The organism is Streptomyces sp. CB01201 (genome assembly GCF_002803085.1).
Lineage (GTDB): Bacteria > Actinomycetota > Actinomycetes > Streptomycetales > Streptomycetaceae > Streptomyces > Streptomyces hundungensis.
This window is the reverse complement of record NZ_NNBJ01000016.1, coordinates 52,329-65,058: the sequence shown is the minus strand read 5'-3', so window position 1 is coordinate 65,058 and position 12,730 is coordinate 52,329. Positions and strand designations below refer to the sequence as shown.

At 70.6% G+C, this 12,730-nt stretch carries 10 protein-coding genes; 5 read left to right on the top strand and 5 right to left on the bottom strand.

The window, feature by feature from the left end:
- Window positions 1–9: 9 nt before the first annotated feature.
- A complete protein-coding gene (locus CG740_RS29215) occupies window positions 10–1,893 on the bottom strand; it encodes an AMP-dependent synthetase/ligase (protein ID WP_100578275.1) in 1,884 nt (627 codons plus the stop codon).
- Between the two features lie 236 nt (window positions 1,894–2,129).
- The gene (gene lepA, locus CG740_RS29210; protein WP_100578274.1) at window positions 2,130–3,995 is read right to left on the bottom strand and encodes a translation elongation factor 4; all 1,866 of its coding nucleotides are present in this window, start codon (window positions 3,993–3,995) and stop codon (window positions 2,130–2,132) included.
- A gap of 226 nt (window positions 3,996–4,221) precedes the next feature.
- Here lepA and rpsT point away from each other — a divergent pair, with 226 nt between their 5' ends.
- Entirely contained in the window at window positions 4,222–4,488 is a 267-nt protein-coding gene (gene rpsT, locus CG740_RS29205) for a 30S ribosomal protein S20 (protein WP_100578273.1), read from the top strand.
- 447 nt (window positions 4,489–4,935) lie between these two features.
- Complete coding sequence (locus tag CG740_RS29195) at window positions 4,936–5,550, top strand: response regulator transcription factor (protein WP_100578272.1); 615 nt, start codon at window positions 4,936–4,938, stop codon at window positions 5,548–5,550.
- 10 nt (window positions 5,551–5,560) lie between these two features.
- Here CG740_RS29195 and CG740_RS29190 read toward each other — a convergent pair whose 3' ends face one another.
- Window positions 5,561–8,044: a sensor histidine kinase gene (locus tag CG740_RS29190; protein ID WP_159030429.1), complete on the bottom strand. Its 2,484-nt coding sequence runs from the start codon at window positions 8,042–8,044 to the stop codon at window positions 5,561–5,563.
- Between the two features lie 142 nt (window positions 8,045–8,186).
- Window positions 8,187–8,930, bottom strand: a complete 744-nt coding sequence (locus CG740_RS29185; RefSeq protein ID WP_100578270.1) for a hypothetical protein — start codon at window positions 8,928–8,930, stop codon at window positions 8,187–8,189.
- Window positions 8,931–9,373: 443 nt separating this feature from the next.
- On the opposite strand from CG740_RS29185, the gene CG740_RS29180 reads away from it, so the two are divergent.
- Entirely contained in the window at window positions 9,374–10,195 is an 822-nt protein-coding gene (locus CG740_RS29180) for an AfsR/SARP family transcriptional regulator (RefSeq protein ID WP_100578269.1), read from the top strand.
- Window positions 10,196–10,338: 143 nt separating this feature from the next.
- Here CG740_RS29180 and CG740_RS29175 read toward each other — a convergent pair whose 3' ends face one another.
- Window positions 10,339–10,539 (bottom strand): hypothetical protein, encoded by a 201-nt coding sequence (locus CG740_RS29175; protein WP_159030428.1) that lies wholly within the window; start codon window positions 10,537–10,539, stop codon window positions 10,339–10,341.
- 40 nt (window positions 10,540–10,579) lie between these two features.
- Between CG740_RS29175 and CG740_RS29170 the strand changes: the two genes are divergently transcribed.
- Window positions 10,580–11,509: an ABC transporter ATP-binding protein gene (locus CG740_RS29170; protein WP_234376536.1), complete on the top strand. Its 930-nt coding sequence runs from the start codon at window positions 10,580–10,582 to the stop codon at window positions 11,507–11,509.
- Window positions 11,509–12,222, top strand: coding sequence for an ABC transporter permease (locus CG740_RS29165; RefSeq protein WP_100578266.1), 714 nt, complete (start codon window positions 11,509–11,511; stop codon window positions 12,220–12,222). The genes CG740_RS29170 and CG740_RS29165 overlap by 1 nt, the downstream gene beginning before the upstream one ends.
- The last annotated feature ends 508 nt before the right edge of the window (window positions 12,223–12,730 follow it).

Sequence of the window (12,730 nt, the reverse complement as noted above, 5' to 3'; positions counted from 1 at the left end):
CGGGCGGGCTCAGGCCTCGCGGGAGCCCGCGTACATCTCCTCGATCAGGACCCGGTACTCGCGCTCGACGACCGGGCGCTTCAGCTTGAGGCTGGGCGTCAACTCGCCGTGCTCCACGTCGAGATCGCGCGGCAGCAGCCGGAACTTCTTGATGGTCTGCCAGCGCTGGAGGCCCTCGTTGAGGCGCTTGACGTAGCCGTCGACCAGCTCCAGTGTCTGCGGGGCCGCCACGACCTCGGCGTAACCGCCCGCGATGCCCTGCTCCTTGGCCCAGCCGAGGATCGTGGGCTCGTCGAGCGAGATGAGGGCGGTGCAGAAGTTCCGGTCGGCGCCGTGCACCAGGATGTTGGAGACGAACGGGCAGACCGCCTTGAACTGGCCCTCGACCTCGGCGGGCGCGATGTACTTGCCGCCGGAGGTTTTGATGAGGTCCTTCTTGCGGTCGGTGATGCGCAGATAGCCGTCCACGGACAGCTCGCCGATGTCACCGGTGTGGAACCAGCCGTCGGACTCCAGGACCTCGGCGGTCTTCTCGGGCAGCCGGTGGTAGCCCTCCATGATGCCGGGGCCGCGCAGCAGGATCTCGCCGTCGTCCGCGATCCGGACCTCGGTGCCGGGCAGCGGCTTGCCGACGGTGCCGGTGCGGTAGGCCTCGCCCGGGTTCACGAAGGAGGCGGCCGAAGACTCGGTGAGGCCGTAGCCCTCCAGGATGTGGATGCCGGCGCCGGCGAAGAAGAAGCCGATGTCGGGCGCGAGCGCGGCCGAGCCGGAGACGCAGGCCCGCAGCCGGCCGCCGAACGCCTCGCGGATCTTGCTGTAGACGAGGGCGTCGGCCACCTTGTGCTTGGCCGCCAGGGCGAAGGGCGCGCCGGGCCGGCCGGTGCGGCGGAAGTTGTCCTGGCTGACCTTCGCGTACTCGCGGGCCACCCCGGCCGCCCACTGGAAGATCTTGTACTTGGCGCCGCCGGCCTCACGGGCCCTGCTCGCGACGCCGTTGTAGACCTTCTCGAAGATGCGGGGCACGGCCGCCATGTAGGTCGGCTGGACCACCGGCAGATTCTCGATGATCTTGTCGATCCGGCCGTCGACCGCCGTGACGTGCCCGACCTCGATCTGGCCGGAGGTCAGCACCTTGCCGAAGACGTGCGCGAGCGGCAGCCACAGGTACTGGACGTCGTCGGCGGTGATGAGACCGGTCGCCACGGTGGCCCGGGCCATGTACGACCAGTTGTCGTGCGGCAGCCGCACGCCCTTGGGGCGGCCGGTGGTGCCGGAGGTGTAGATGAGGGTGGCGAGCTGGTCTGCGGTGATGGCCGCGATCCGCTCCTTGACCGCCTCGGGGTTCTTCTCCAGGTGGGCCGCGCCGCGCGCCTCAAGCTCCGCGAGGCTGAGCACCCAGCCCTCCGGGTCGCCCTCGGCCGCCTCGGCACCGGCCGCGTCGATGACGACGACGTGCTTCAGCTCCGGCAGCTCGGCGCGGCGCTCGCGGGCCTTGGCCAGCTGGGCCGCGTCCTCGGCGATCAGGACCCGGCTCTCGGAGTCGGCCAGGATGAACGCCGACTCCTCGGCGTTGGTGGAGGGGTAGATCGTGGTCGTGGCGGCCCCGGCGCACATCACCCCGAGGTCGGCCAGGATCCACTCGACGCGGGTGGAGGAGGCGAGCGCGACCCGCTCCTCGGCCCGCACCCCGAGGTCGGCGAGGCCCGCCGCGATCGCGTAGACCCGCTCGGCGGCCTGGGCCCAGCTCAGCGACTTCCACTCGTCGGGGCTCTGGCCGCTGCCCGGCACCGGGTAGCGGTAGGCCTCCGCGTCCGGCGTGGCGTCCACGCGCTGGACGAAGAGGGTCGCCACGGACGGCGGCCGGTTCTCGATCAAGGTCTGTGTGTCGCTCACGACGTCCTCCGGGCTGGCCTGCGGCAAGGCTGCGCGACTGGTTTTGTTGTTCGAGTGCTCTGGCTGTCCGACCCTTGTTTAACTGGCGAGTAACCATCGGGCCGTGATCAGAGTAAGGCGCCACCGCCCGGCGCGTAAGGGGCAACGGAGAGTGGTTTCATAACGAACGGACCCCCGTGCGAAGGCGCGGGGGTCCGTTGTGCCGGTGGTGCGAAGAGCCGGTGATCGCGGGCGTACTACTTCTTCTTGCCGCCCGACTCGTCGCTGGAGAGCACCGCGATGAAGGCCTCCTGGGGGACCTCGACGGAGCCCACCATCTTCATCCGCTTCTTGCCCTCCTTCTGCTTCTCAAGGAGCTTGCGCTTACGGGAGATGTCACCGCCGTAGCACTTGGCGAGGACGTCCTTGCGGATGGCGCGGATGGTCTCGCGGGCGATGACCCGGGAGCCGATCGCGGCCTGGACCGGCACCTCGAAGGCCTGGCGCGGGATGAGCTCGCGCAGCTTGGCGACCAGGCGCACGCCGTAGGCGTAGGCCGCGTCCTTGTGGCAGACCGCCGAGAAGGCGTCGACCTTGTCGCCGTGCAGCAGGATGTCGACCTTGACCAGGCTGGCGGCCTGCTCGCCGGTGGGCTCGTAGTCGAGCGAGGCGTAGCCGCGGGTCTTGGACTTCAGCTGGTCGAAGAAGTCGAAGACGATCTCCGCGAGCGGCAGCGTGTAGCGGATCTCGACCCGGTCCTCGGAGAGGTAGTCCATGCCGAGCAGGGTGCCGCGCCGGGTCTGGCACAGCTCCATGATCGAGCCGATGAACTCGGACGGGGCGAGGATCGTGGCCCGTACGACCGGCTCGTACACGTCCGAGATCTTGCCCTCGGGGAACTCGCTCGGGTTGGTGACCGTGACCTCCTTGCCGTCCTCCAGGACGACCCGGTAGACCACGTTGGGCGCGGTCGCGATGAGGTCGAGGTTGAACTCGCGCTCCAGGCGCTCGCGGATCACGTCGAGGTGGAGCAGGCCGAGGAAGCCGACACGGAAGCCGAAGCCGAGGGCCGCGGAGGTCTCCGGCTCGTACACCAGGGCGGCGTCGTTGAGCTGGAGCTTGTCGAGGGCCTCGCGCAGGTCCGGGTAGTCCGAGCCGTCCAGCGGATACAGACCGGAGAAGACCATCGGCTTCGGGTCCTTGTAGCCGCCGAGGGCTTCGGTGGCGCCGTTGTGCAGGCTGGTGATGGTGTCACCGACCTTGGACTGACGGACGTCCTTCACGCCGGTGATGATGTAGCCGACCTCGCCCACGCCGATGCCGTCGGCCGGGGTCATCTCGGGGGACGAGACGCCGATCTCAAGGAGCTCGTGGGTGGCGCCGGTCGACATCATGCGGATGCGCTCGCGCTTGTTGAGCTGGCCGTCGACGACACGGACGTAGGTGACGACACCGCGGTAGGAGTCGTACACCGAGTCGAAGATCATCGCGCGGGCGGGTGCGTCGGCGATGCCGACCGGGGCGGGCACGTCACGGACCACGCGGTCCAGGAGCGCGTCCACGCCGACGCCGGTCTTCGCCGAGACCTTGAGCACGTCCTCGGGCTGGCAGCCGATGAGGTTCGCGAGCTCCTCGGAGAACTTCTCGGGCTGCGCGGCCGGCAGGTCGATCTTGTTGAGGACGGGAACGATGGTGAGGTCGTTCTCCATGGCCAGATACAGGTTGGCCAGCGTCTGCGCCTCGATGCCCTGGGCGGCGTCGACGAGCAGGACGGTGCCCTCGCAGGCGGCGAGCGAGCGCGACACCTCGTACGTGAAGTCCACGTGGCCCGGGGTGTCGATCATGTTCAGGATGTGGGCCCGGCCCTGGCCGGGGCCGTCGCTGGGGGCCCACGGCAGACGGACCGCCTGGGACTTGATCGTGATGCCGCGCTCGCGCTCGATGTCCATGCGGTCGAGGTACTGGGCGCGCATCTGCCGCTGGTCGACCACACCGGTCAGCTGGAGCATCCGGTCGGCAAGAGTCGACTTGCCGTGGTCGATGTGGGCGATGATGCAGAAGTTGCGGATCAGCGCCGGGTCGGTACGGCTCGGCTCGGGCACGTTGGGAGGAGTCGCGGGCACGCAGGGTCCTGATTCTTGAGGCCCGCGGGTCTGATCGCGGCGCCTCGTCTCGGGTCGACGACGGTTCGATACGTAAGTAGCAGCCCCTATCGTCCCACGCCTGCGGGCCTGCGCCCGGTTTGGGCTGGTCGGGGGGCGGCTGGTAACGTGGACAGCTGTGTCTCGTCACCCTTGTGGCGGCGGGGCCGACCTAAGATCGAATCATCGAACCTGCAAAGGCTCTTTCGTGGCGAACATCAAGTCCCAGATCAAGCGGAACAAGACGAACGAGAAGGCGCGCCTGCGCAACAAGTCCGTCAAGTCCTCCCTGCGCACCTTCATCCGCAAGGCCAACGAGGCTGTCGCCGCCGGCGACGTCGAGAAGGCCACGGCGGCGTCCCGCGCCGCTTCGCGTCAGCTCGACAAGGCTGTCTCGAAGGGTGTCATCCACAAGAACGCCGCCGCCAACAAGAAGTCGGCGCTGGCGCACAAGGTGGCCGGCCTCCAGGGCTGAACACCCCGCTTCATCTGATCGACCCGCCCGACGGGACCCAGCGGCCCCTCTACCGCTCCCCGACGGCACCCCAGTGCCGCGCGCGGACGCGTTCGCCACGCGGGCGCGGCGCTAGTCATCGCGTAATGCGAAGGCCCTGTTCCGTCCTTCCCCAGGACGGAACAGGGCCTTCGTGCTGTCGGCGCGCGGCGCGTACGGGCGCTCCGTGCGGTACTGGGCCGGGGCGTCAGGCGTCAGGCGTCAGGCGTCAGGCGTCAGGCGTCAGGCGTCAGGCGTCAGGCGTCAGGCGTCAGGCGTCAGGCGTCAGGCGTCAGGCAGCGGCACGATCCGTGTCCGGCACCTCGTCCGGCACCCCGTCCGGGAGCCCGACAGGAGCGCGCGGTCGCGCCGGGCGCCTATTGCATAATCCTTGGAGACCGACCCATGACCAGCACAACGGGGGGCACCATGGTGCGCGTTCTGATCGCCGAAGACATGCACATGCTGCGCAAGGCATTGGTGTCGCTCATCGAACTGGAGCCCGACCTGGAAGTGGTCGCCGAGCTGTCGTCCGGTTCGGACATCGTGCCGACCGCCATGGCGATACGGCCGGACGTCGCCGTTCTCGACATCGACCTGCCCGGCACCGACGGGATCACCGCCGCCGCCGAGCTGCACACCTCGGCACCGGAGTGCCGCACGCTCATCCTGACCAGCCTGGGCCGGCCGGGAAACCTCCGGCGGGCACTGGCCGCCCATGTCTCCGGCTTCCTGCCGAAGGACGCCGATCCGGACAGCCTGTGCGCCGCGATCCGCAAGGTCGCGGCCGGTGAGCGCGTCATCGACCCACAACTCGCGCTCGCCACACTCGACTCGGGCCCCTCGCCGCTCACGGATCGCGAGCGCGAAGTGCTCCACCTGGCCTCCGAGGGCATGGAGGCCGGCCACATCGCGTCCCGCCTGCACCTCTCCTCCGGCACCGTACGCAACTACCTGACCTCGGCCGTCAGCAAGCTCAACGCGCGCAACCGGGTCGACGCCATCCGGATCGCCCGTGACGCGGGCTGGCTGCACTCGGCCTGAGGCCCGCCCCTCAGGCCATGAGCAGGGCGACCTCGGCCCGCAGCTCGAAGCGGCCGCCGGGGCGCGGCCGCGCGGTGAGCCGCCCGTTGACCGCCTCGACGCGCGTCGTCAGATTGCCGATCCCGCTGCCGCCGCCGGGACGCGCGGCGAGCCCGGGGGCGCCGGTCCCGTCGGCACCGTCATTGACCAGGGTCAGCCGCACCCCCGCCGCCGTCCGCTCGGCGGTGATCTCGCAGTGCTCGGCCCTGCTGTGCCGCAGCATGTTCGTCAGGCCCTCGCGCAGCATCGTGGCCAGCACCGTGTCGACATCGCCCGGGAGCTCGCCGCAGTCGGTGTCCACGGTCGCCCGTATCCCCACCCCCGCCAACATCGCGGTGGCGCTCGCCGCCTCCTCGGTCAGGCTCATCCGCTGCCGCCCCTCCGCCACCGTCCGCACATCGGCCAGCGCCTGCCGCACGATGCCCAACACCTCGGTCAACTCCGCCCGCGCCACCACCGGCCGGACCGACGCGAGCCGGCGCACCAGCTCACACTTCAGCGTGATCGCGGACAGACTGAAACCGAGCAGGTCATGCAGATCACGGGCGAACCGGAGCCGCTCCGTCGTCACCGCGAGCCGGGCGATCTCCGCACGGGAACGGTGCAGTTCGGAGGCGGACCGGGACAGCCGGGCGAGGCCGAACACGACCGCACCGCAAATCGGGGTGTAGGCGCCGAAGTAGATGAGGTCCTGGAGGAGCGGGTCGATCAGATACAGCTGGACGTCGGCGCCCACCACGACCGCGGCGAACACCGGCCACGCGACCCGGCCCGGCAGCATCAGCAGCGCCGTGCCCGCGAGGAAGCCCGGCATCCCGATGTAGGTCGGCCCCACGAGGAAGGTCGGGACGATCTGGAACAGGACCAGGGCCGCGGCCAGAGCGCCTTGGCGCATCGCGTACGGAAGCCGCTCCGCCCGGCCGAGGGTTTGGGGGAAGGACACCGCGAGTTGGACCAACAGCATTCCAAGGAGCGGGAGTTCGACGGACACCACGCGCCCGGGAGAGGTCCCGAAGGAGATCGACAGCACCGAGTACGCCAGGAAGTAGCCCACCAGGACCGCGCAGTTGAACGCGGCGGCGGCCCGCGGCACCAGGTCCCGGTGGCCCAGGCCGTGCGGCTGCACCGCCGGCTGCTCGTCGTCGCCGATCGCGGCGGCCCCCGCCGGGCCGGCACCGGCCCGGCCGTCGGGGTGGACGTCGGCCCGGCCGTCGGGGTGGACGTCGGAGCGGGCCGCGGGGTGGGCCTCAGGGTGGCCGGTGACGTCACCGGCGACGGGACCGGTGCCGTGTCGGGTGAGGTGGCCGGCGACCGGCACGGTGGCCCGCAGGCAGAACCGGCCCGAGCCGTCCGGGCCGTAGGCCAGCGCGCCGCCGAGTGCGGCGATGCGGTCCGCGAGCGCGGCCAGGGTGCCGTCCGTCGCGGTCCTGGCCGACCGGCCGCGTCCCACGCCGTCGTTGATCAGGGTCACCACGGCGGTCCCCGACCGGTGCTCGGCCCTGATCTCGCACCGTTCCGCCTTGCTGTGCCGCAACAGGTTCGTCAGGCCCTCGCGCAGCACGGTGGCGAGTGCCGCGTCCACCTCGTGCGGCAACTCCCTCCCGTCGATGTCCAGCGTGGTCCGGATACCGGCCGCACCCAGCATCGACACCGCCGCGTGCGCCTCACCCGACAGTGACATCTCCCGGTAGCCACGGCTGACCGCGCGTACGTCGGCGAGCGCCCCGCGCGAGGTACGGAGCACCTCGCCGACCTCGGCCCGCGCCCGGTCGGGCGAGTCCGCGAGCAGCCGGTAGGCCAGCTCGCACTTGAGCGAGATGGCGGACAGGCTGAATCCGAGGACGTCGTGCAGGTCGCGGGCGAAGCGCAGCCGTTCACCAGCCACGGCCAGGCGCGAGAGCTCCTCGCGCGAGCGGTGCAGCTTCACGATCATGTCGGACATCCGGGAGAGTCCGATGACCGTCAGTGGGATCAGGGCGGATTCGACCAGTGAGTAGGCGACGGAGTCCCAGCCCGTTCGGAAGTGGTAGAAGACGAGGGCCTCTCCGAGGTAGCCGAGACAGAAGAGGCCCCAGCCGAGCGCCCCCGGGAACACCAGCACCGCGGAGGCCGTGAGGAACGCCGACATCCCGCCCCAGGCGATCCCGTACCGGAGGATCGGCAGATAGGCGAGCAGGCCCTGGAGCACCCAGGTCAGGTAGCGGTATCGAGCGGGCCAGGGGGCGAGATCCGGGAACGAATGGGCGAGCTGCAACCCCAGCATGGCCGCGAAGCCGAGCACGACGGCGGCCAGCTCCCACAGCGGCGGATACTCGAACCACACGTAGGAGCCGTCGATCACGAAGAAGCCGAACAGCACCCCGACGGTGATCGCGATCGCCGTACGCCTCGGCAGCGCCGGATCCGTCCCACTCGCCGTGTCCCCGTCCGTGCGGGCGACCGCATCGGTTCTCAACTCTCCCCCATGAGCTTGCACATCTTCGACTGCGGGCCAACTCGAAGTAGCCGTTCCCCCCGTGCCCCGTGCCCCGTGCCCCGTGCCCGCAGCCAGACGCCCGTTCACCGTGTGCGCCCGGCTCGTCAGGCGGAGCATGGCGTTACGTGGTGAGTGGTCCTGGCCCACGGTGCTCGGTCGGAAGCACGTCCCCTGTCCGGATCATAGGTAATCCGGAGGCCGGATCTGTAGCGCTGGACCGGTTCTCCCCGTACTCCACCGGGGAGAGCGGCCCGGCGGCGGCCGCGTAGGCGCGGGCCGCGCGGACGACGGCCGCCGGCAGTCGCCCATCGACCGGTGGCCGGGAATCGCCGTCGCCCGCCCGGAGATGGCGCAGCAGCTTCGGAGCGTCCGGTCCGCGCAGCTCTACGCGGTGGTCACGTCCTTCGTACGAGAACACCAGATCCCGCCCCAGTCGACGCGGCACCGCCTCCTCCAGCGGGCGGAAGCCGTCCCCGGGCGGGGACGGGACCGGGTCCGGGGGCGGACGGAAGGTGGCGTGCCGCGAGAGGGGTATCACGCTCAGGAGCGGCGAGGCGCCGATGGCGAGGTGCCGCACGATCACGTGTTGCAGCGGGTCCAGGGCGCCGAGCAGTTCCCGCGAGGCATCGTTCCACTCGCGCTCGGGCACGTCGTACCCGGGAAAGCCGGGCGCCACGTTGGCGAGCGACACCGGGCCGAGCTGCATCCGTCGCAGCGCCTCGCACAGTAACGACCCCGGCCGATAGATGCACAGCTCCCCCCAGGGCGTACGCAGCACGGTGCGCCGGCCGAACCGCACCGTGACGTCCTCGCGCAGCGACCAGAACTCACCGAGTTCACGTGCCGCGAGGCGGTCGATACGCATGAGAGGGGTCCTTCCACCGGCGGGGTGTGGTTCGCCTGCGCCGTGCGGGAGTTCGCGCCGTGTGGGCGTGCGTCGGTTCACGGGTGCGGGCGGGCGGGAGTTCACGGGTGCGGGCGGGCGGGCGTGCGGGAGTTCGCGGGTGCGGGCGTGCCGGAATCGCGCGTGGGCGCCACCGGCTCGGCCGCCAGGGGGGAGGCGGCCGATGCCCGGGCCGCTTCCGGTCGGGTCGGCCTCCAGCACTCTGCCGGGTCGGTCGGATCCGCCCCAGTGCCGCGGTCACGGGATGGACGTGAAACTTTCACAGCCGTACCCGGGACAGTCACATGCCGGGTTCGGGAGCGCGGCACTGCCGCAAGTCGGGCCCTGGTGACAGCTTTTGAGGGTGCTTGGAGCCGGGTCCGAACCATCGGGGCATCCGGCAGATCCGACCCCGGAGGAATCCCATGGAGATCAAGGTGCTCGGTCCGCTCATGGCCGAGTCGGGCGGCACGTCGGTGGTCCCGAGCGCCGGCAAGCCGCGGCAGATACTGGCGCTGCTCTCGGTGTACGCCAACCAGGTCCTGCCCGTCCCGACGCTGATGGAGGAGATCTGGGGCTCCGACATGCCCCGTAGCGCCCCGACCACCCTTCAGACGTACATCCTTCAGCTGCGTCGGCTGATCGCGGGGGCGCTCGGCCCGGACGGTCCCCGCACCGCACGTGAGGTGTTGGCCACCCGGCACGGCGGCTACCTCCTCGAAGTGACGCCGGGTGCGGTGGACGTGCACGAGTACGACCGTCTGGTGGCGACCGCACGCGGTGCCACCGAGCGCGGCGACGACGAGTGCGCGGCCGCGCTGTACCGCGAGGCACTCGGCGTGTGGCGCGGGCCGGCCCTGGTGGACGTCCGTCTCGGACCGCTGCTTGAGATCGAGCTGGTCCGCCTGGAGGAGAGCCGGCTCGGCGTCCTTGAACAGCGGATCGACTCCGATCTGCGGCTCGGGCGGCACAGACAACTGCTCGCCGAACTCACCTCTCTGACGGCCCGTCACCCACTGCACGAGGGCCTGCACGCCCAGCGCATCGTGGCGCTGTACCGCTCGGGGCGGCGGTGGCAGGCGCTGAACGTGTTCCAGGACCTGCGCCGCGGGCTCGCCGAGGAACTCGGGCTCGACCCCTCGGCGCGGCTCCAGCAACTGCACCGCGCGGTGCTCGCCGGCGACCCGGCGCTGGATTCGCACCTGGCCGGCCGCCGCCCCGTCCTCGACCTCTTCGCCGCGGCTTGAGCGGCGCGGCTTGAGCGGCGCGCGCGTGGCCCGAGCGCCTCTCAAAGCGGACGCGAGCGGCGTCGCAGGAAGGCCGGCCGAGTGCGGGGCAACCCGAAGAGGGCCGGCCGAGTGCGGGTCAAGTGGCGTTCAAGCGGGGCCGGTCACGCTCGTGGGCATGGCCGGCGGCCGGCCCCGGCACACCCCGCCCCCCGCTCGCCCTCGCCCTCGCCCTCGCCCTCGCCCTCGCCCTCGCCCTCGCCCTCGCCCTCGCCCGGGAGGCTGCGCGGGGCGTACGCGCGGAGAGCGAACCCCTGCCGGGCCCCACCGAACCGGTCCACACCTTGGAAGGGCTGATCCGACATGCGTCCACTCACACAGGAAAGGGAACAGATGCCATCCCCCATGGCAGAACAGCACGGCCCGCCCGCGGTCGTCTTCGAGGGTGTCGTCAAGGAGTACGGAAGCGTCCGTGCCGTCGACGGGATCGACCTGACGATCCATCGAGGTGAGACGGTCGCCCTGCTCGGCCCCAACGGTGCCGGCAAGTCCACCACCATCAACATGCTCCTCGGGCTCTTCCCACCGGACCACGGCCGGATCGAGGTCCTCGGCAAGAAGCCCGAACTCGCCATGCGAGCGGGGCACTTGGGTGCGATGCTCCAGGAGGGGAAGATGATTCCCCGGGTATCGGTGCGCGAGCTGGTGGACTTCGTCCGCCAGACCTACCGCAAGCCGCTGCCGCTCCAGGAGATCCTGGAGCTCGCCGAGCTGTCCGAGATCGCGAACCGCAATGTGGACCGGCTCTCCGGCGGCCAGGCCCAGCGGGTGCGCTTCGCCCTCGCGCTGGCCGGCGACCCGGATCTGGTGGTCCTCGACGAGCCGACCGCCGCACTCGACGTGGAGTCGCGGCGCGAGCTGTGGGCCGCGATGCAGCGGTACGCGGAGCGCGGCAACACCGTGCTCTTCTCGACGCACTACCTCGAAGAGGCCGACGACAGCGCCGACCGCGTCGTCGTCATCGCCTCGGGCCGGGTGGTCGCCGACGGCACCACTTCGCAGATCAAGTCCATGATCGAGGGCCGTACGGTCAGTTTCGTACCGCGCGGCCGGCAGCAGGGCTTCGACCTGCTGCCGGGCGTCAGCTCCGTGGAGTACCGCGGCGGCCGTGTCCACCTGCGCACCAGCGATTCCGACTCCACGGTGCACGCGCTGTCGCGCGCCGACGCCTTCACCGGTCTGGAGGTGTCGGGCGTGGGCCTGGAAGAGGCCTTCATCGCGCTCACCCACGAGTCCCGTTACGCGGCAGCCGCTCCGGAAGGACGGACCACCTGATGCTCGGTTACATCCGCCTCGAAATCCTGCGGCTCGTCCGCAACGGCGGCTACCTCATGATGAGTCTCGTCATGCCGGTCGGCCTCTATGTCACGCTCGCGGGCGGCGGCCCCGACCAGGAGTCCCTGGTGCAGGCCATGGTCGGCGCGGCCGCGTTCGGCGCGCTCGGCGTGGTCATCACCAACGGCACCGGCATCGCCGAGGACCGGGCACTCGGCTGGCTGCGCCAGCTGCGGCTCACCCCGCTCTCGCCGGTGCAGGTCGTTGTCGCCCGCGGCGCCGTCGCCACCTGCCTCGGCATTCTGCCCATCGTGGTCATCGGCCTGATCGGCAAGTTCTACCGGGGCGTGGACCTGTCGCCCGGCACATGGCTGGAGATCTTCCTGCTGCTCTGGGTCGGCATCGCCCCGCTCGCGATGCTCGGCATCGGCATCGGCTACCTCTTCAAGGCGCAGCTCGCCCAGATCGCCGGCACCGTCTCGTATCTGACGCTGACGTTGCTCGGCGGCCTGATGATGCCGACCGACACGCTGCCCAGCTGGCTCCAGCCGCTGTCGAAGGAGACCCCGGTCTACCGCTACGCCCAGCTCTCGTGGGACGCGGCCGCGAACTCCGCGCCGAGCGGCACCGGCCTGGGCGTGCTCGCCCTGTGGACGGCGCTGCTCGCGGCCTTCGCCGCCTTCGCCTACCGCAGGGGCGGCCGCCACGCCTGATCCGCCCCCACACACCCCAAGTGCCCGCAGGGTCTCCCCTCTGCGGGCACTTGGCTGTTGGCGCGTGCGCTGAAGTTCTTGCCGCCGTTGGCGTTGGCGTTGGTATTGGCGTTGAGAGTTGAGAGTCGAGACACGCGCAATGCAGGCATACGGGAGGCCCGCCGACCGGGGTGGTCGGCGGGCCCTCCGGTCCCGGGCATACCGCCTAGTCGCGGCGCTTCTTGAGGGCATCGCCACCGAACTTGACGACCAGGCAGACGGCGACGGTGACGGCGAGACCGATGATGAGGTGGCTCATAAAGTCCTCCAAAGGACTTGTCCGGGTGGGGGGTTGAAGGTCGGGGGTTGGGTTCGAGGATTGGCTGATGCGCGGAAACTCGTGGTGCGGATCGGGCTGGTACGGCGGACCGCTATCCGGTGTGGCCCCGTCCCCAGCGCGCCCGGGCTCACGGAGGCCGCCGCCCTCGCATTGCACTCGCCCCATCACAACGGCCCGTACTAGCGCAGG